Here is a 19,519-nt window from a genome sequence, read left to right on the forward strand (position 1 = left end):
CCCGATCCAACTACATGAGCGAGGTCCGATGATGAATGCAGCCTGTGAAAAACTGCTGGGCGGGCGCTCCGGTGCGCTTGGCCTGCTGGTGATGGCGGTACTGCTGCTGGTGGTGTTCCCGCTGACGATGGACATGTTCCGTCTCAACCTGGTGGGCAAATACCTGTCCTACGCCTTCGTGGCCGTGGGCCTGGTGCTGTGCTGGGGCTACGGCGGCATCCTCAGCCTGGGGCAGGGCGTGTTCTTCGGCCTGGGCGGCTATTGCATGGCCATGTTCCTCAAGCTCGAAGCCTCTGACCCCATCAGCACCAAAATCCAGTCCACGCCGGGCATCCCCGACTTCATGGACTGGAACCAGATCACCGCCTTGCCGGCCATGTGGGAGCCTTTCCATAGTTTTGCCTTCACGATTCTTGCCGTGCTGGTGGTGCCGACCGCGCTGGCCATGCTGATCGGGCTGGCGATGTTCAAGCGCCGCGTGGGGGATGTGTATTTCTCCATCGTCACGCAAGCCATTGCGGCCATCCTGTCCATCCTCATCATCGGCCAGCAGGGGCTGACCGGCGGCGTCAATGGCATCACCGACCTCAAGACTTTGATGGGCTGGGATATCCGCACCGACCATGCCAAGCTGGTGCTGTATTTCGTCAATGCGGGACTGCTGTTCGGCTGCATCCTGTTCGGCCGTTACGTGCTCGGGTCCAAGCTGGGCCGCCTGCTGGTGGCCATGCGTGACAAGGAAGAACGGGTGCGCTTCTCCGGCTATGACGTGGCCAGCTTCAAGGTCTTCGTCTTCTGTGCGGCGGCCATGTTCTCGGCTATCGGCGGGGCCATGTTCACGCTGCAGGTGGGTTTCATGTCGCCGTCCTTCGTCGGTATCGTGCCCTCCATCGAAATGGTGATCTTTGCTGCAGTGGGTGGCCGCATGTCGCTGCTGGGCGCGGTGTATGGAACGCTGCTGGTGAACTTTGGCAAAACCTACTTCTCCGAAACCTTCCCCGAACTGTGGCTGTTCCTGATGGGCGGTCTCTTCATCGCGGTGGTGATGTATTTCCCCAATGGCCTGGCCGGTCTCTGGCAGACCCAGGGCAAGCGCCTGATGGACAAGCTGCGCGGTCAATCCAAGCCGGTAGCACCTGTTGCTGCAGAAGCCGCCAAGCCGGTTTCCCGAGCAGCTACCCCTGAACCCAAGCGCGATGGCATCGAGCCGGGCGCCACCCTGGAGGCCAGCAAATGAGCGAGAACGCCATCGGTTTCGAATCGGATGCCCATCCGGTCCTGGCCATCGAAGACCTGACCGTGTCTTTCGATGGGTTCAAGGCAGTCGACAAGCTCAATCTCTACGTGCAGCGCAATGAGGTGCGCGTGGTGATCGGCCCCAACGGTGCGGGCAAGACCACGGTGCTGGACTTGATCTGCGGCAAGACCCGCGCTACCTCCGGCAGCATCAAGTTCAACAATCACGAACTGACGAAGATGAGCGAGCACGCCATCGTGCGGGTAGGCGTGGGACGCAAGTTCCAGACCCCTTCCATCTACGAGAACCTGTCCGTCTTCGAGAACCTGGAGATGTCCTTCCCGCGTGGCCGCAAGGTGTTCGGCGCGCTGACTTTCAAGCGTTCGCCGGATGTGGTGGCGCGGGTGGAAGCGGTGGCCGCAGAGATCTTCCTGGACGAACAGCTGCATACGCAAGCCGACCTGCTCTCGCACGGCCAGAAGCAGTGGCTGGAGATCGGCATGCTGCTGATGCAGGAGCCGGAGCTCTTGATGCTAGATGAACCGGTGGCCGGCATGAGCGTGTCCGAACGCGAAAAGACCGCCGAGCTGCTGGGCCGCATCAGCCAGGGCCGCTCGGTGGTAGTGATCGAGCACGACATGGATTTCGTCAAGAGCATCGCCCACAAGGTCACCGTGCTGCACCAGGGAAAAATCCTGGCTGAAGGCAGCATGGAGAAGGTGCAGTCCGATCCCAAGGTGATCGATGTCTATCTCGGTCACTGAACTTTCCTCACCCTCGGAGCCTGCCATGTTCAAAGTCTCGCAACTCGCCTCCGGCTACGGCCAGAGCAAGGTCATCCACGATGTCGATCTGTCGGTGGCCAAGGAAGAAATCGTCGCCGTCATGGGCCGCAACGGCATGGGCAAGACCACGCTGTTCAAGACCCTGATGGGTATCCTGCCGCTGCGCGGCGGCAGCATCAGCATCGATGGCATCGAACTCGGTGGCCTGGAAAGCCACCAGCGCGTCGAGCGCGGCGTGGCCTACGTGCCGCAGGGGCGCATGATCTTTTCGCACATGACGGTGCTGGAAAACATCCAGACCGGCTTGCCCGCATCGGCCAAGGGCAAGGTGCCCGATGAACTGTATTCGCTGTTCCCGGTGCTGTATGACATGCGCACCCGCAAGGGCGGCAATCTGTCCGGCGGGCAGCAGCAGCAACTGGCCATTGCGCGCGCACTGGCGACCAACCCGCGCGTGCTGCTGCTGGATGAACCGACCGAAGGGATACAGCCTTCCATCATCAAGGACATCGCCAAAAGCCTCAAGGAAATCCGCAAGATCCGTGCGCTCACCATCGTGGTCTCGGAGCAGGTGCTGAGCTTCACGCTGGAGATTGCGGACCGTTTCCTGGTCATCGACAAGGGCCGCTTCGTCTACGAGGACACGCGCGAGAACGTCGATGCGCCCACCATCAGCAAGTATCTGTCGGTCTGATCCGACCGTCTTTTCAGAGGAGCAAGCCCATGCGACACGGAGACATTTCAGCCAGCCGCGACGCCGTCGGCGTGGCCGTGGTGAACTACAAGATGCCGCGCCTGCACACGCGCGGCGAGGTACTGGAGAACGCCAGGAAGATCGCCGCCATGCTGGTCGGCATGAAGCAGGGATTGCCGGGGCTGGACCTGGTGGTGTTCCCGGAGTATTCCACCCACGGCATCATGTATGACCGTGAAGAAATGTTCGAGACCGCCGCCACCATCCCCGGCGACGAGACCGCCATCTTTTCGGAAGCCTGCCGCATCGCCGGCGTGTGGGGCGTCTTTTCGCTCACCGGCGAGCGCCATGAGGAGCATCCGCGCAAGGTGCCCTACAACACGCTCATCCTCATCAACGACCAGGGCGAGATCGTGCAGAAGTATCGCAAGATCATGCCGTGGACGCCCATCGAGGGCTGGTATCCGGGCGATACCACCTACGTCTGCGACGGTCCCAAGGGCTTGAAGATCAGCCTCATCATCTGTGATGACGGCAACTATCCCGAGATCTGGCGCGACTGCGCCATGAAGGGTGCGGAACTGGTGGTGCGCTGCCAGGGCTACATGTATCCGGCCAAGGAACAGCAGATCATGGTCTCCAAGGCCATGGCCTGGATGAACAACCTGTATGTGGCCGTGGCCAATGCATCAGGGTTCGATGGCGTCTATTCCTACTTCGGCCATTCGGCCATCGTCGGTTTCGATGGCCGCACGCTGGGCGAGTGCGGGACCGAGGAGATGGGCATCCAGTATGCCGAACTGTCGGTCTCGGCCATCCGCGATGCACGCCGCAACTGGCAGTCGCAAAACCACCTCTACAAGCTCCTGCATCGCGGCTACACCGGCAAGATCAATTCGGGCGAATCGCCGGCGGGCGTGGCCGAGTGTCCTTTCGACTTCTATCGCACCTGGGTCAACGACCCGCAGGCTGCGCGCGCCCAGGTCGAGGCATTGACGCGCAACAGTGCCGGTACGCCCGAATGCCCGATGCCGGGGATTCCCACCGAGCCGGCAGCCTGAGGCCGAAGGCGCAAGGCCTCATCACACATCCACCACCAAGGAGATCGCATGCAACACTTCAAGATCAAGCCCGGCGTCCCGCTGGCAGAGCAGGCTGAACTGGGTCACAATCGCTGGCACCCGGACCTGCCGTTCCTGGCCTCGGTCAAGCCGGGTGAATCCATCCTGATCGAGTCGCTGGACTTCCTCGACGCGCAGATCCAGGACACCGACGATGTCTCCGACGTCAAGAACGTCGACCTCACCCGCGCCCATCCGCTGACCGGTCCCTTCCATGTCGAGGGCGCAGAGCCGGGTGACCTGCTGGTGATCGACCTGCTGGACATCAAGCCGGTCACACCGGTCGGTTTCTCGGGCGTGTTTGCCAAGGAAAACGGCGGTGGCTTCCTGGCCGACTATTTCCCCGAAGCCGACAAGGCCATCTGGGACCTGAAAGGCTTGTATGCCACCTCGCGCCATATTCCGGGCGTGCGCATCGCAGGCCTGACTCACCCTGGTCTGATGGGTTGCCTGCCTTCGCATGACCTGTTGGCCGAATGGAACCGCCGCGAAGCGCCACTGGCCGCCAAGGGCCTGGCGCAGCCGCCCAACCCCAGCACCGCCGTGCTGCGCGGCCTGACCGGTGCCAAGTTCGACGAGATGGCCAAGGTCGCCGCCCGCACCGTGCCGCCGCGCGAGCATGGCGGCAACACCGACATCAAAGACCTGTCGGCGGGCACCCGCATCTTCTTCCCGGTGTACGTGAAGGGCGCAGGCTTCTCGATGGGGGATTTGCACTTCTCGCAGGGTGACGGCGAGATCGGTTTCTGCGGCGCCATCGAGATGGATGGCGTGAGCCACGTCGGCTTCGATCTCATCAAGGGCGGCATGGCCAAGTACAACATCACCTCGCCCATCTTCATGCCCAGCATCGTCAAGCCGCATTACGAGCAGTGGCTGACCTTCGAAGGCATCAGCGTGGAAAACGGTGTGAACTACTATCTCGACGCCACCGTGGCCTATCGTCAAGCCTGCCTGAAGGCCATCGACTACCTGACCCACTTCGGCTACACCGGCAGCCAGGCCTACATGCTGCTGACGGCCGCGCCGGTGGAAGGGCGCATCGGCGGCATCGTCGACATTCCCAATTGCGCCTGCACGGTGGCCTTGCCGACCTCCATCTTCGATCAGGACATCACGCCCAAGGGCATGCTCAACGACAAATCCTATTGGGGCCGCAAGGGCTAGCCAACAACGCAGTGACGTGTGTGTTCCCGGCCGGGCGCAGGCCTGGCCGGGTTTTTTCGTGATAACGGATTGGTGAAGGAGTCCCCATGCCCTTGTATGACATTCGTTGCAGCCATTGCGAAGGCATCTTCGAACGCCTGATCCCCTTGCAGGGATTGCACGGCCAGACTTGCTGTCCCTATTGCAAAGAGGAGACGGCCGCCTCACCCATGCCCACGGGCGGTCATGTCGGCTTGCAGGTCAAGCATCGCTGGCAGCCGCGCAACGGTGCCGAGCAACTGGCCGGGCAGGGGGCGACCGGGCCGGGCACCCATGCAGGGGCAGGCCGCAGCAGCGTGCTGCACAACTGCAAGGGACACAGCTGCAGCATCTGCGCGACCTGAGGCCGGCCGGATTGCGCCAGTTACTCCAGCATGGCGTCCAGGCCCGCCGCCAGTTCGGTGAGCGAGGGCATGGCACGCTCGGCCTTGTCGGGATTGCGCTTCACCAGCACCGGCATCCAGGCCGGATCCACCCCCAGCTTCTTGCCCACGGCCACCGGATAGGTGGCCAGTGCGGCTTCGTCATCCAGTGACAGCACGGTCACGCGCGCGGCCCACGCGCCCAGGTGTACCCAGGCAGCGGCGCGGTCGAGCCGGCCTGCCGCCAGCGGATCAGGCACCGAGCGCAGTGCCGTGACCAGCGCTTCAGGGAAATTCCAGATCGCCGCCAGTTCGGCCGAGACATCGGCGTAGTGAAAGCCCCAGGTCTGCTTTTCCCGTTCGGCGCGGTCGGCGTCGAGCACGTTGCATTGCTTGTCCAGCGGGGCGACTGTCGCGGCGGCCACCGCATGCAGTTGCAACTGGCCGATGCCATGCATCATGCCGACGGTGAAGACAGCGTCGCCATTGTCTTCGCCGTGGATGCCGGCGTGCATGGACAGCCAGCGCGCTGCCACGGCGGTGTAGAGGGTATGTCGCCAGAACTGCGGCAGCTCCATGCCGCGCGTGCTCTTGAAAGCCGCCACCATGCCATTGCCCAGCACCAGATTGCGCACCATGATGAAACCCAGCATGCGCAGCGCATCATCGACCGTGCCGATGGTGCGCGAAGCGTGGAAGAACGCCGAGTTTGCCAGTCGCAGCAGTTTGGCGGTGAGCGTCGGGTCGGCCGCGATCTGGTGGGCGATATCCTGGGCCGAGACTTCCTCGCTGTTGAAGCTGGTCATCAGCTGCTGCACGACCTTGGGGATGGTCGGCAGCTTGCCGGGCTGGTCTACCAGGCTCTTGAGCTCCATGACAGTTCCTCCATGCAATGGTTTGTGTGGTTTTTGCAGGCAATTCCGGGAATTGCGGTTCCATTGTCGCAGAGTTCGGACGATTTGCTGACGATCCAGGTCAGTATGATGGAAGTCTCACTTGACCGGAGTGCACCCATGGCAAGCCGCAAGACGTCCGACCCGCATCCTCCCGAGCAGCCCGTCACGCCCGCCGGGGCGTGGGGAGATGTACCGAATTATGTGCAGGATTGCGTACAGCGCAGTTTCCTTTTCCTCGATACCTTGCTCGACCGTGGCAATGATTACCTGGAGCATCTGGAGCAGGGCACGCCGCCGCTCCTGAAATTCGATCACGAACTGGTGCTGGACGGTCACGACCTGCCGCAGCCCAGCAACTACGCCTTGCTGCGCCTGCAACCGCCGCCGGGCCTGCCGGTCGATCCGCAGGCACGACCGGTGGTGGTGGTCGATCCGCGCGCCGGACACGGCCCCGGTATTGGCGGCTTCAAGTTCGATTCGGAAGTGGGCATGGCGATGAAGGCCGGGCATACCGTGTATTTCGTCACTTTCCGGCCCGAGCCCGAGGAGGGCCAGACGCTGGTCACCGTGATGGATGCGGAGGCGCGCTTCCTCGAAGAAGTGATACGCCGCCATCCGCAATGCCCGGCCAAGCCGGTAGTGATCGGCAATTGCCAGGCCGGCTGGGCCATGATGACGCTTGATGCCGTGCGGCCCGAGCTGTTCGGGCCGCTGATGATGGTCGGTGCCCCGGCCTCCTACTGGGCCGGCAGCTCCACGCTCAATCCCATGCGTTACAGCGGTGCCAACCTCGGCGGGACCTGGCTGGCCTCGCTGGCCGCCGATCTCGGGGCTGACCGCTTCGATGGCGCCTACTTGGTCGAGAACTTCGAGAAGCTCAATCCGGCCAATACCTTCTGGAGCAAGTATTACAACCTCTGGGCCGGAGTCGACCAGGAGGCAGCGCGTTTCCTGGAATTCGAACGCTGGTGGGGCGGTTTCTTCCGCATGACCGGGGCCGAGATCGAGGCCATCACCGAGAATCTGTTCGTGGGCAACAAGCTGGCGCGCGGAGAGCTGGAGGTCAAGGGCAGGGCAGTCAATCTGCGCGACATCACTGCGCCCATCGTGGTCTTCGCCTCCTGGGGGGACAACATCACGCCGCCGCCGCAGGCGTTGAACTGGATCATCGATGTCTGGGGCGACGAGCGCGCCATCGCCGCCGCCGGCCGCACCATCATCTATGTGCTGCACGAGAGCGTGGGCCATCTGGGCATCTTCGTGGGTGGCTCGGTGGCCCTGAAGGAGCATGACCAGCTGGTCAGCTCGCTGGACGTGATCGAGAGCCTGCCGCCAGGTCTCTACGAAATGAAGCTGGAACGCAAGGATGGCCGCACTGCCCAGCGCTGGGATGCGCTGGAGCCTGGCGATTACACGGTGCACTACGAGCACCGCACCATGGAAGACCTGCGCAAGCTCAATCCCGAGGGCCGCGAGGAAGAGTCGCTGTTCTCGACCATCAGCCAGTGGTCGCAGCTCAATGCGCAGTGGTACAAGACCTGGGTCCGGCCCTGGGTGCGCATGACGGCGACCCGCGACAGCGCCAATACGCTGATGCGAATGAATCCCTTGCGCATGCAGCGGCAACTGTTCTCGGACAAGCATCCGGCCGCCGCCTTCATTCGCCAGCAAGCTGCTGCCGCGCGCACGCACCGGGTACAACTCGACCCCGACCATCCGCTGAAGCAATACGAACGCCGCATGGCGCAGAAGATCACCGACGAGCTCAATGCCTGGCGCGACCAGCGCGATGCCCGCACGGTACGGATGACGCGCCAGCTGTTCGGTCCGACCGGACTGGGTGCCTGGCTGCCGCCGCGCGAGCCGGATGCCGATCTGGCCCAGCGCTGGGCGCAGCAGGAGCTGGGAAGCTACCGTGATACGGTCATTGGCCAGATAGCCGACGGCGGTTTTGCCGAAGCGGTTTGCCGGATCGTCATCGCCGGCATGGTCTCCATCGGTGCGTTCGAACGGCGCAGCCTGCGTCTGGCCAGGCTGCTGGCGCAACTGCCGAACATGCATGCCAGCGTGTCGCCCCAGACCAACTGGGTGCAACTGTTGAAGGAGCAAGCGCGTATTACGGCGGTGGCCCCGGTGGAGGCGCTCAATGCACTCGGGCAGATGCTGCCCGATGCGGCCTCGCGCGAGCGCGCGCTGGCGCTGGCAGCGGCTGTGATGATGATCGAACCGACGCTGGCCAATCCGCGCTCGGAAATCATTGAACTGCTGGTCGGAACGTTGGAGGTTGATCCCGATCGCGTGATTGCGCTGGCCCGCAAGCTGACCAAGGCCATTGGTGAAGACGGTGATGCGCTGACCTTGCCGTCGTCCGACGAGGAACCGGCGCGACCGGCGGCCGCACCGCGCAAGCGGGCGGCACGCGCGCCTGCGCCCGTGGCCAAGCCGGCCAAGGCGAGTGCGCCGCGAAAGCCGGTCAACAGCGCGCCTTCGGCCAAGCCTGCCAGCGCCAAGGCCAAGACCTCTGCCAAGACAACGAAGTCTGCGCCTGTCGCCAAAGCCACGGGGACCGTCAAGACCACCCGGAGCGGCACACCGGCGCGCACGCGCTCCAAGCGCAGTTGAAATGCTCAAGGCCGGGGTTCACGTTGCCCCGGTCGGATGGTCGTCATGGCTTGCCGAAAGTCCCGGCGGGCAGGTTCCACATGGCCTGCTCGCTGGTGGACAAGGCCACCGCGCCACCCGCCAATGCCGCACGCGCATCGTCTGCATTGCAGACGAAGCCCGACGCGACGATGGGCGGAAGCACGGCGCGGTCCGCCGGCTTGAGTTGCGTGAGCATCGGTGCCGGCATCAGTTGCACCAGGTTGGGTTCGCTCTGTTCGAGCGCCTTCAGGCTGCGCGGCCAGGTGGTGCGATCGGTCACGAAAACCTTCTGCATGGTGATCATGCCGGCCCGGCTGGCCCGCAGCAGCGTGGCCACCCGCGTTGACACCAGCGACGGTACGCCCAGGGCGACCAGATAATCGATGGCGGCCTTGTCCTGCGCCAGTCCTTCACAGGTATCCACATTGAGCATCAGGAACTTGCCCGCATCCCGGACACGGGTGCTGAGCGCCTGCAACTCACGCAACTCCACGTTGGCAACGATGCCGACTTCAGCGTCGCTGGCGAGAAAGGCAGGCAGGTGCTGGGTTCCATAGACCGCTGCCATGACCGGATGCCGCCTGAGCCTGGCTTGCAGGGAGCGGTCGTCAGAGGAGGCGGGCGGGAAGGCCGGCGCGGCGGCGGCGCGTGCCGGGGAACGAGGGGGAGAGGGAGAGCGCATGCAAGGTTCCAGAGTAAAAAATGAGAAGCAAGAAAGAAAGGCGAATGGAAAACGCGTGGCTAAGGTGCGGTTTCCTGGCGCACATGGTCCAGTTCGGCACACAGCCGTGCCTGCCACCGGGCACGGCGGCAGGCACGCTCGGCGTAGTCGATGCGTGGCTTGAAGACGGCCTGCAACCGGGTCCGGGCGCAGGCCTGGTGCAAGTCATCCCACAGCAGGCCATGGCTGCCGGCCAGGAAAGCGATGCCGCGCAGGCTGGCGTGCGCACTCTGGTGGGTGCGGCAGGTGGTTACGCCCGACAGGTCGGCTTGCAACTGCAGCAGCAGGTCGCTGCTGGCCAGCGTGCCGCCGCTCATGATCCGCGAGACCGGTAGTCCGGCCGTGTCGGCGCTGGCACTGACGCACGCGGTCACCGATTGCGCGATTCCCTCCACCAGCGCATGTGCCACTTCGGCGCGGCCCGTGGCCAGCGACATCCCCTGCAGGGCTGCTCGCGCTGCGGGTTGGCGTTGCGGTGACTGCATCCCGGCCAGCGCCGGCAGGAAGCTGACGCCGCCGGCCGAGCTCACGCTGGCCGCCAGGGCCAGCAGCTGGCGCGCATCCGGAAACCAGCGCAGGCGCTGGCAGGCCCAGGTGAGGGCGGCACCGGTGGTGGCGGTGTAGCTTTCGAGGGCGAAGTGGGAGACGCCGTTCTGACGCCTGGCGGTGACTACTACGCTGCCCTCGGCGGTGCTGTCGGCGGGGGCGAGTGCAACGCGCGGGCCGACCAGCACGTCGATGAAGCTGCCGGTGCCGTGCTGACACAGCGCTTGGCCGGGTTCCAGGCAACCCTGCCCGATGGCAGCGGCCAGTTGATCTCCGGCGCAGGCGCGAATCGGCAGGGCGGTACCGAGTAGGGCAGCGTCGCTGCGGCCGTAGTCGTCGGCATCCTGGCACAGCGCTGGCAGCAGCGTGGCGGGGAAGCCGAGCGCCTCCAGCCAGTCCAGCGCATACGCATGCGCGTCCAGCACATAGGCATTGCAGGCCGTGGCATTGGTCGCGCTGGTAGCCAGCAGGCGGCGGCCGCTCAGTTGCCACAGCAGCCAGGTGTCAATGCCGCCAAAGCCCAGCCGTCCTTGCGCCCAGGCACGCGCCACGCGCGGCTGATGGCGCAGCAGATGGGCCGCCCAGAGGTAGGGCGAGCGGCTGCCGACCGGTCGCCCCAGACGCGGTCGCAGCCGCTGATCCCAGTGCGGTGCCAGTGCCGCCAGTTCGGCCGCGTGCCGGCTGTCCTGCCAGGACAGTGCCGGTGCCAGCGGTTCTCCGCTCACGGTATCCCACACCACGGCGCTGGCGCGCTGGTTGCACAGGCCGATGGCGCGCACCCGCAGCCCCTTCTGGCGCGCCTGCTGCAGGCTGGCGCGGCACGCGGTGAGGGTCTGCTGCCAGATCAGGGCCGCATCCTGTTCCACCACGCCGCTGCGCGCGGAGTGCGTGCGCAAGGGGCGTCGTTGCAGGCAGGAGACCAGGCCATCGGCCGTCACGATCGCCGCGCGGGTGCTGGAGCTGCCGGCGTCGATGGCGAGGATCCCGTCACGGCTTTTCATGGCGGCTTCTGTCGACAGGAACGGGCGCACTGCTGGCGGTGGCGTGGCCGGAGCGGTAGGGGCGGGAGTCAATCAAGGCGGCGACATCGTCGATGTCGCGCGAGGGGACTGCGGTGTGCACAGGGCTCTCCTGAAGTTGACTGCAAGAGGCCTGCGCACTGCGCGCGTGAAGAGACCATCTTGCAGATGGTCTCTTGTGTGAATTATCTGCCGGGCAATTCTATGAGCCCGGCGACGGGCTTGTCAACGACCGCAAAAGGGGGCGCGGCAGCCGATCTCGCCTGTTTTCAGGGGCGTTCACCCCTTGCCAGACGTGCCCGGACGTGGGCCACGATCTGCGGCAAGTCGGCCACCGAATCGATCACGTAGTGCGCGCCGGCGGCGAGCAGGCGTGTTTCGGCGTGTGTCTTGAGGCGCTCGATTTCCTCGGTCGGCGAGGCGTCCAGTTCGGCACGCGTAAGCCCCACTTCATTGCCCGAAAGGGAGAGGCCAACGCTCCACATGCCGGCGCGAATACCTTCCTCAATTCCCGGCACCGTATCGTCGACCTTGATGCAACAGGCCACGTCATCGATCTGCAGCGCCAGTACGTTGGCCAGCGCCATGTAGGGGCCCGGACGGCCACCGGCCTCCAGTTCGTCGCCGGCCACCACGTGGTCGGGGCGCAGGCCTTCCTCGGCCGCCATCGGCAGCAGCACATTCAGCACCTGGCGCGGATAGCCGGAGCAGGAACCGATTTTGAGACCCTGGCCGCGCAGCCAGGCCAGCACCTGCGCCGCGCCCGCGATGGGCTGCGAATACTGGCCGACCTTGGCGATCTGCATCGGCATGAAGCGGGCATAGATGGCATCGATATCCGCCTCCGTAGGGGCATGGCCAGTGCGTTGCTGCCATTGCGCCGCCAGCGAAGGCTCCTCCAGCAGCAGACGGATGTGTTGCCACTTGGATAATCCCATGGGCCCCCGCGCCTGTTGCAGCGTCAGCGCGATGCCGAAGCTCTGGAAGGCATCCACGAAGATCTGCGTCGGCGCCAGCGAACCGAAATCGACCAGTGTGCCCGCCCAGTCGAAGATGACGGCTTGCAAGGTGCGGCCGGGGCCGGAGGCGGGGATCATGGATTCTCCTTGGAAATGCAGTGACGATGGCGGACAAGCAGGCAAGGCAGGCCTGTGAAGGTGGCCGCCGGGATGGAGAAGAGCTTAACCCCTGTTTGTGACGGGCTTGTTATCGATATAATCCATGAAATTGCTTGATACTATTGATAGGATCTATAGATGACACCCTCCCAACTACGCGCTTTCCTGGCCGTGGCGCGCCATCGCGGCTTTTCGGCGGCGGCCCGGGCGCTGGGCGTGAGTCAGCCCACGCTGACGACCCAGGTGCAATCGCTGGAGCGCGAGCACAACGTGGAGCTGTTTTTCCGCCGGGGCCGGCGCGTGGATCTGTCCGAAACCGCACAGCGACTGTTGCCGATCGCCCAGAACATCGCAGAACTGGAACTCGATGCGTTGAACCTGCTGGTCAATTCGGGCGCGCTGCACGTAGGCCATCTGCGCATCGGTGCAGTCGGTCCTTTCCACGTGATCGAGATGGTCGATGCCTATCGCGCCCGCTATCCCAAGGTCGAACTGTCGATCAAGCTGGGCAATTCGGCGCAGTCGCTGGCCGACCTGGCCAATTACGTGACCGATGTGGCGGTGCTGGCCAGCTTCAATGATGATGCGCGCTTTCATTCTGTTCCTTATGCTGATCACGCGGTGGTGCTGTTCGCCCATCGCAGCCATCCGTTCTACCAGCGCGAGGCGGTGTCGTTGGCCGAACTGGACCAGCAGCCGCTGATCATGCGGGAGCAAGGTTCTACCACGCGGCTGGCGCTGGAGCAGGCCTTGCAGCAGGCCGATGCGCAGCCGCAGGTGGTCATGGAAATCGGCAGTCGTGAAGCGTTGCGCGAGGCGGTGGCGCGGGGCCTGGGCTTGGGGGCCGTGTCCGAGGCAGAGTTCATTCCAGATGAACGTTTCCGGATGGTGCGCATCGCGGGGGATCCGGTGTCCACGCATACCTACGTCTATTGCCTGGCCGAGCGCCGCGAAGGGCGCCTGGTCGGTTCCTTCATGAAGATCGCCCAGCGCGCCTGACACCGCGGCCACTGTCGCGGAGGCTTTGGCTTATCATTACGGATTGTTCATTTTCTGACCAGGAAGCGCGACCGTGATCAAGCCCATCGCCATGTTGACACTGAAGGATCATGCAGAAAGCGCCGATCCGGCCACCACGCTGCTGCGCCAGGTGCATCACTACGTGAATCATGCGTTCTGAGGCCGGCATGAGTCTGTCCATTACTGACATCTTCCCGCAGGGGAATCCGTATCTGGAAGCACTGGGCGTGGTGGTGCTGGAATACGGCAATGACCGCGCCGTCATGGCACTGAAGCTCAAGCCCGAGTTCATGAACAGCTGGCATGTGGCCCAGGGTGGCATCAGCATGACCTTGCTGGACGTTGCCATGGGCCTGTCGGCCCGCGCCGGCGCTCCCGATGCCAAATCCTCCGCGACCGTCGAGATGAGCACCAGTTTCCTGCAGCCGGCCGGGCACGCAGGGGACACCATCATCGCGCGCGGCCACACTTATCACCGCTCCACCACCATGTGCTTCTGCCAGGCCGAACTGTTCAACGGCGATCGCCTGGTGGCCAAGGCCATGGGCACCTTCAAGCTGATTCGCCGCCTGGATATCTCGCGCAAGCTGGATCAGGAGTGAGCGGAGCACGCTGTTCTTTTTTTGCAGGAAATCCACCATGAAAATCACCACCGGCAGCTGGGAGCAGCTGCGTGCGCAGGCCCAGCCGATTCGCTTCGAGGTCTTTGTCGATGAACAGAAGGTGCCCGCCGAGATCGAGCTCGATGAGATGGACCCGCATTGCGTACACGCCGTGGCCTATGACGATGCTGGCCAGCCGCTGGCGACCGGCCGCTTGCTGCCGGACGGGCACATCGGCCGCATGGCCGTGCGCAAGGCCGGGCGCGGCCAAGGCGTGGGCGGCGCCGTCTTGCAGGCCTTGATTGCCGCGGCTCGTGCACGCGGTGACGCCGAAGTCATCCTCAATGCCCAGGTGCATGCCGAGGGCTTCTACCAGCGCCATGGTTTTGCCCGCGAGGGTGAGCAATTCATGGAAGCCGGCATCCCCCACATCACCATGCGCGCGCGACTGCAAGGGTCGGCCGCTTGATCGTCCTGCTCAAGCTTGCGAGGCCGGCGGCGGCATCGCCGGACGGCTCTCGTCCAGTCTGAAGTAGCACAGCTGGGCGGTCAGTTCGCGCGCCCGTTCGGCCACCATTTCCGCAGTGGTGGCCAGTTCCTCGGAGGCGGCCGCGTTGCGCTGAGTAGTGTCATTGAGCTGCATCACCGCCGAACCGATTTCTTGCACCCCTTCCTCCTGCAGGCGCGCCGACAGCGTGATCTGGTTGATCTGCTGCGAGGCTTCACGGATGCCGTTGAGCGTACCGGCGGCCAGGCGCTGGCTGGTGGCCTCGGCCAATTCCACGCTTTGCTGGGCAATCACGCTGATCTCCTGCGCGCTGCCCTGGCTGCGCTCGGCCAGCTTGCGGATTTCAGCCGCCACCACGGAGAATCCGCGTCCGTGTTCTCCCGCGCGCGCCGCCTCGATGGCGGCGTTCAAGGCCAGCAGATTGGTCTGGTAGGCGATGTCGTCGATTACGCCGACCTGGCGCGCGATGCCGCGCATGGCCGCCACCGTGCTCTGGACGGCCGCGCCGCTCTGGTCGGCATCGGCAGCAGCGTTCAGGGCGATCTGGTCGGTGCGGCGGGCATGTTCTCCGGTCTGCTGGATGGCCAGGCTGATGTTGCTGATGGCGCTGTGTACTTCTTCCACGGCGGCCGCCTGCTCGTTGGAAGCGCTCGCCAGGTCCTGGGCAGTGGCATTGAGCTGGCGGGCAGAGTCGCCCAGGGCCTGCGTCAGAAGCGTGACGCCGCGCAGGATGTCGGTGAGCCGTTCGCGCATGCCTTGCATCGCGTACAGCAGGCTGCTGCGGTCCCGGCGGCGCAGGGTGACCGCCACGCCCAGATTGCCTTCGGCGATCTGATGCACGATGTGGGCGGCGTAATCCGGCTCTCCACCGAGCTGGCGGCGCAGGCTGATCATGATCCACAGCGCAATGGACACGCCGATGGCCAGCGCCAGTCCGGCGATCTGCAGGTTGTGGGTGCGCAGTTGCCGATAGTCCTGCAACGCCGCCTCATAAGAGGTGCGCGTAAAACTTTCCTGCAACTGGCCCAGGGTGGCCAGCTGCGTCGCCAGGCCGGCCAGCTCGCTGGTCAGCGGGGTCCAGCGGCGGTTGGCCTGCAGCGGCTCGTTGCTGCGCAACAGGTCCAGCACCACGGCGCGCTCGGCAACGTAGCGCCGCCAGCTCTGCTCGAAGCGTTCCGCCTCGGTCTGTTCCTGAGGTTCCAGCCGCGTCGCCCGGTAAGCTTGCCAGCCTTGCTCAAAGGTCGCATCCAGCGCCGGGATGCGTTCCAGCAGGGGTTTGATGCGATCGCTGCTGGTGCCGTTGCTGTCGTCAATGGCCGGAGCGGGCAGGTTGGCGATCATCAGGGCGCGGCCCATGACGTCGCGGTTCAGGTAGAGCGCGTCGCGCACCCGGGCGATGTGGATCAGCGCCATGGTGCGGTCTTCATAGACGTAGCGCAGCTTGTCGTTGCTGGATGCCATGCCCTGTATGTCGCGCCAGGCCAGCAGGACTACGCTGCCGCACAGTACCGCCACCAGGATCGCCAGGCGGGCGGTGACCGTCAGTTTTCGTTGCACGATGTTTTCCTTGTAAGTGCCGACTGCATCCGGAGAAAGAATGAACCGTTCAGTCCGGCACAGAATATAGCGAATTTTGTTGCTATGCAGAATGAAGAATAAAGCAGTTTGCGTGCCTCTTTAGTGACGCTATGTGGTTTCCCACAATACCCGCCCGGAAATGACTGCGAGATACTTGCGGCCGAACCGGGGAGGGGGAGTTCTCCCGGACAAACAATAAGTACCCGCCAGAACGGACGACGATCCGACAACGGCAGGCGGCAGGTCTCCACGGACCCGCCGGTCATCCATGTTTCAAGGAGAAAGCACTATGTCGGCGCAAAAACCGCCCCTTTACAAATCCCTGTATTTCCAGGTCCTGTGTGCCATCGTGATCGGTATCGCGCTGGGTCACTTCTATCCGTCTACCGGTGAAGCCATGAAGCCGCTGGGCGATGGCTTCGTCAAGCTGATCAAGATGATCATCGCGCCGGTCATCTTCTGTACCGTCGTCATCGGCATCGCCGGCATGGAAGACATGAAGAAGGTCGGCAAAACCGGCGGCCTGGCCCTGCTGTATTTCGAAATCGTCAGCACCGTGGCACTGATCATCGGCCTGTTGCTGGTGAACTTCCTGCAACCGGGCGTGGGCATGAACGTCGATCCGGCTTCGCTGGATACCAAGAGCATCGCCGCCTACACCGCCCCGGGCAAGATGGGTTCGGTGACCGACTTCGTGCTGGGCATCATCCCCACCAGCATGGTGGACGCCTTTGCCAAGGGTGACGTGCTGCAGGTGCTGCTGGTGGCAGTGCTGTTCGGCTTCGCGCTGCACAAGTTCGGTGGCCGCGGCACGCTGGTGTTCGATTTCATCGAAAAGATCTCGCACGTGCTGTTCTCGGTGGTGGGCGCGATCATGAAGGTAGCCCCGATCGGAGCCTTCGGCGCAATGTCCTTCACCATCGGCAAGTACGGCGTCGGTTCGCTGTTCTCGCTGGCCAAGCTGATGGGCACCTTCTACCTGACCTGCCTGCTGTTCATCTTCGTGGTGCTGGGCATCATCACCCGCCTGCACGGCTTCTCGATCTGGAAGTTCGTCAAGTACATCAAGGAAGAACTGCTGATCGTGCTGGGTACCTCGTCCTCGGAATCGGTGCTGCCGCGCATGCTGGCCAAGATGGAAAACGCCGGTGCCAAGAAGACCGTGGTCGGCCTGGTGATCCCGACGGGTTACTCCTTCAACCTGGACGGTACCGCGATCTACCTGACCATGGCCGCCGTGTTCATCGCCCAGGCGACCAACACCCCCATGACCTTCGTGCAGGAACTGACGCTTCTGGGCGTGCTGCTGCTGACCTCCAAGGGGGCAGCCGGCATCACGGGTTCGGGCTTCATCGTGCTGGCGGCGACGCTGTCGGCCGTGGGCCACGTGCCGGTGGCCGGTCTGGCGCTGATCCTGGGTATCGACCGCTTCATGTCGGAAGCTCGCGCACTGACCAACACCATCGGCAACGGCGTGGCCACCCTGGTGGTCGCCAAGTGGAGCGGTGAACTGGACAGCGAACGCCTGACCAAGGTCTTGAACAACGAGACCGTGGAAGACGCGCAAGCCCCTGAAGCCGTCCTGGATCGTACCGAAGCCAAGATGCATCACTAAGCAGGGAGGCGGGAAGCATTCCCGCACCCATTGCCTCGTCGGCCCCATCCTCGCGTCTTAGTTGGCGTGGCGATGGGGCCGATGTTTTATGGCCGCACCGCCTGCATCACGAAATCCACGAACGCCCGTACCCGCGCCGACAGATGGCGATTGTGCGGATACAAGATGGAGAAACGCCGGGTACGATGCCCGGCCGACTGCAGTACTTCCACCAGCTCGCCCCGTTGCACGGCGGCTTGCGCGATGAAGTGATAGATCTGGAACAGGCCCCCGCCCGCAATGGCCCAGTTGACGCAGCCCAGTACGTCGTCATGGATGCGCTGCCGGCTCCGGAAATGAAAATCCATGTCGCGTCCTTGTCCGTCCTTGAAGATCCACGGCATCGCGCGTCCGGTACTGGGCAGGATGAACTGGATGCAGTCGTGCTGTTTCAGCGCTTCCACGTCGCCGGGCGTGCCGCGCCGGGCCAGATAGGAGGGCGCCGCAAAGACGCCCAGCGTGGCATCCTCCAGCGTGTGCGCGATCAGTCGCGAATCCTGCGGCACGCCCAGGCGGATCGCCAGGTCATAACCCTCTTCGACGAAATCGATGACGCGGTTCGTAATGCTCAATTCCACCTCGATCTGCGGAAACGCCGCCTGGAAACGCGGCAGCAACGGCAGCAGCCGATAGTGCGCATAAGGCGTGCCGACGCTGATGCGCAGCGGGCCGCTGGGCACTTTCTGCTGGCCGGTGAGGATGCGTTCGGCCTCGGCGATCTGTTCCAGCGCCTGGCGGCACTGCTCGTGATACAGCTCGCCCTCGCGGGTCAGCCGGATCTGGCGCGTGGTCCGGGCGAACAGCCGTACGCCCAGACGAGCTTCCAGCCGGCTGATGGAACGGCTCACCGAGGCCGGCGTCAGGCCCAGCGCCTCGGCGGCGGCCGTGAAGCTGCCCAGTTCGGCGGCTTTGCAGAACAGTTCGATGCTGCCTAACTGGACGGGATCGAAGTTGCGCATTTGTTCAATGATGTAATGAATGAATTGAGAGGAATGGAGTTTATCTTTGTTTGTGATGGGAATACAGTGATCGGCAGTCTGGCAATGCCGCTTTGCTGCAGATGCCGTCCCTCCCTCGTGAAGAAAGGAACACCATGAAGAAGCCCAACATCCTGATGATCGTCACCTCCAGCAGCCGCATGGGTGACACCGACAAGCCCACCGGCCTGTGGGCCGAAGAACTGGCAGCCCCGTACTACGCCCTGGTGGATGCCGGTGCCTCGGTCGTCATCGCCTCCACCGCCGGTGGCAAGACGCCGATCGATCCGGGCAGCCTCAAGCCGCAAGGCCAGAACGATGCCATCGTCGAACGCATGCTGGCCGATGCGGAACTGCAGCAGCGCATCGCGGCCACGCGTGCGCTGGGCGAGATCGAAGTCGGCGCGTTTGATGCGGTGTTCTTCCCCGGCGGCCATGGCACCATGTGGGACCTGCCCACCGATGCCAACGTCAAGAAGACCGTCGAGAGCGCCTATGCCGCCGGCAAGTTCATTGCTTCAGTCTGCCACGGTGCCGCTGGCCTGGTGTCGGCCGTGAAGGCCGATGGCAAGCCGATGGTGGCTGGCAAGCGTGTCAATTCCTTCACAGATGCCGAAGAGCGCGAAGTGGGACTGGCCGAGGTCGTGCCCTTCCTGCTGGAGAGCCGTCTGCGTGAACTGGGTGCCGTCTTTGAGGGGACCGACAACTGGCAGGTGTTTGCCATCCGTGACGGCCAGCTGATCACCGGCCAGAATCCGCAGTCTTCCGAGCGCGTGGCTGAAATGTTGTTGGAAGCGCTGGAACTGGGTGCCTGATTTTTCCTGTCGTCTGC

18 protein-coding genes are annotated in these 19,519 nt (G+C 63.9%); 12 read left to right on the plus strand and 6 right to left on the minus strand.

Annotated features, from left to right (window positions below):
• The first annotated feature begins 31 nt into the window (after nt 1-31).
• From urtC to ACWHXP_RS06585, 6 genes are all read left to right on the plus strand, one after another.
• Complete coding sequence (gene urtC / locus ACWHXP_RS06560) at nt 32-1,237, plus strand: urea ABC transporter permease subunit UrtC (protein WP_489625565.1); 1,206 nt, start codon at nt 32-34, stop codon at nt 1,235-1,237.
• Entirely contained in the window at nt 1,234-2,001 is a 768-nt protein-coding gene (gene urtD / locus ACWHXP_RS06565) for an urea ABC transporter ATP-binding protein UrtD (protein ID WP_034332310.1), read from the plus strand. Before urtC ends, urtD begins: the two co-directional genes overlap by 4 nt.
• Nucleotides 2,002-2,026: 25 nt before the next feature.
• Nucleotides 2,027-2,716 (plus strand): urea ABC transporter ATP-binding subunit UrtE, encoded by a 690-nt coding sequence (gene urtE, locus ACWHXP_RS06570; protein WP_489634197.1) that lies wholly within the window; start codon nt 2,027-2,029, stop codon nt 2,714-2,716.
• A gap of 29 nt (nt 2,717-2,745) precedes the next feature.
• On the plus strand, nt 2,746-3,777 hold the full coding sequence (locus ACWHXP_RS06575; protein ID WP_209534742.1) for an aliphatic amidase: 1,032 nt from the start codon (nt 2,746-2,748) through the stop codon (nt 3,775-3,777).
• Nucleotides 3,778-3,825: 48 nt separating this feature from the next.
• Entirely contained in the window at nt 3,826-5,004 is a 1,179-nt protein-coding gene (gene fmdA / locus ACWHXP_RS06580; protein WP_013234603.1) for a formamidase, read from the plus strand.
• A gap of 86 nt (nt 5,005-5,090) precedes the next feature.
• On the plus strand, nt 5,091-5,387 hold the full coding sequence (locus tag ACWHXP_RS06585; protein ID WP_034333572.1) for an FmdB family zinc ribbon protein: 297 nt from the start codon (nt 5,091-5,093) through the stop codon (nt 5,385-5,387).
• A 20-nt stretch (nt 5,388-5,407) separates the two neighbouring features.
• Here the strand turns inward: ACWHXP_RS06585 and ACWHXP_RS06590 are convergent, their stop codons facing one another.
• Nucleotides 5,408-6,280, minus strand: a complete 873-nt coding sequence (locus tag ACWHXP_RS06590) for an HDOD domain-containing protein (protein WP_489634196.1) — start codon at nt 6,278-6,280, stop codon at nt 5,408-5,410.
• Nucleotides 6,281-6,418: 138 nt separating this feature from the next.
• On the opposite strand from ACWHXP_RS06590, the gene ACWHXP_RS06595 reads away from it, so the two are divergent.
• On the plus strand, nt 6,419-8,923 hold the full coding sequence (locus ACWHXP_RS06595; protein WP_489634195.1) for a DUF3141 domain-containing protein: 2,505 nt from the start codon (nt 6,419-6,421) through the stop codon (nt 8,921-8,923).
• Nucleotides 8,924-8,966: 43 nt separating this feature from the next.
• Here ACWHXP_RS06595 and ACWHXP_RS06600 read toward each other — a convergent pair whose 3' ends face one another.
• The 3 genes from ACWHXP_RS06600 to phnX all read right to left on the minus strand — a co-directional run bounded on the left by ACWHXP_RS06600 (nt 8,967) and on the right by phnX (nt 12,327).
• The gene (locus ACWHXP_RS06600; RefSeq protein ID WP_489635871.1) at nt 8,967-9,512 is read right to left on the minus strand and encodes a glycerol-3-phosphate responsive antiterminator; all 546 of its coding nucleotides are present in this window, start codon (nt 9,510-9,512) and stop codon (nt 8,967-8,969) included.
• Between the two features lie 173 nt (nt 9,513-9,685).
• Nucleotides 9,686-11,212: an FGGY family carbohydrate kinase gene (locus ACWHXP_RS06605; RefSeq protein WP_489634194.1), complete on the minus strand. Its 1,527-nt coding sequence runs from the start codon at nt 11,210-11,212 to the stop codon at nt 9,686-9,688.
• A gap of 287 nt (nt 11,213-11,499) precedes the next feature.
• Nucleotides 11,500-12,327 (minus strand): phosphonoacetaldehyde hydrolase, encoded by an 828-nt coding sequence (phnX, locus tag ACWHXP_RS06610; RefSeq protein ID WP_489623026.1) that lies wholly within the window; start codon nt 12,325-12,327, stop codon nt 11,500-11,502.
• Nucleotides 12,328-12,486: 159 nt separating this feature from the next.
• Between phnX and ACWHXP_RS06615 the strand changes: the two genes are divergently transcribed.
• From ACWHXP_RS06615 to ACWHXP_RS06625, 3 genes are all read left to right on the plus strand, one after another.
• Entirely contained in the window at nt 12,487-13,347 is an 861-nt protein-coding gene (locus ACWHXP_RS06615) for a LysR substrate-binding domain-containing protein (RefSeq protein WP_489623025.1), read from the plus strand.
• A gap of 188 nt (nt 13,348-13,535) precedes the next feature.
• Complete coding sequence (locus ACWHXP_RS06620) at nt 13,536-13,970, plus strand: PaaI family thioesterase (protein ID WP_489623024.1); 435 nt, start codon at nt 13,536-13,538, stop codon at nt 13,968-13,970.
• 37 nt (nt 13,971-14,007) lie between these two features.
• Entirely contained in the window at nt 14,008-14,439 is a 432-nt protein-coding gene (locus ACWHXP_RS06625) for a GNAT family N-acetyltransferase (protein ID WP_134222603.1), read from the plus strand.
• A gap of 9 nt (nt 14,440-14,448) precedes the next feature.
• On the opposite strand, the gene ACWHXP_RS06630 is transcribed toward ACWHXP_RS06625, so the two are convergent.
• Nucleotides 14,449-16,035, minus strand: coding sequence for a methyl-accepting chemotaxis protein (locus tag ACWHXP_RS06630; RefSeq protein ID WP_489634193.1), 1,587 nt, complete (start codon nt 16,033-16,035; stop codon nt 14,449-14,451).
• 310 nt (nt 16,036-16,345) lie between these two features.
• Here ACWHXP_RS06630 and ACWHXP_RS06635 point away from each other — a divergent pair, with 310 nt between their 5' ends.
• Entirely contained in the window at nt 16,346-17,671 is a 1,326-nt protein-coding gene (locus tag ACWHXP_RS06635) for a dicarboxylate/amino acid:cation symporter (RefSeq protein WP_121041495.1), read from the plus strand.
• A gap of 86 nt (nt 17,672-17,757) precedes the next feature.
• Here the strand turns inward: ACWHXP_RS06635 and ACWHXP_RS06640 are convergent, their stop codons facing one another.
• On the minus strand, nt 17,758-18,669 hold the full coding sequence (locus ACWHXP_RS06640; RefSeq protein WP_489634192.1) for a LysR family transcriptional regulator: 912 nt from the start codon (nt 18,667-18,669) through the stop codon (nt 17,758-17,760).
• 134 nt (nt 18,670-18,803) lie between these two features.
• Between ACWHXP_RS06640 and ACWHXP_RS06645 the strand changes: the two genes are divergently transcribed.
• The gene (locus ACWHXP_RS06645; RefSeq protein ID WP_034329554.1) at nt 18,804-19,502 is read left to right on the plus strand and encodes a type 1 glutamine amidotransferase domain-containing protein; all 699 of its coding nucleotides are present in this window, start codon (nt 18,804-18,806) and stop codon (nt 19,500-19,502) included.
• Nucleotides 19,503-19,519: the final 17 nt, after the last annotated feature.

The organism is Herbaspirillum sp. Her2 (assembly GCF_057961375.1).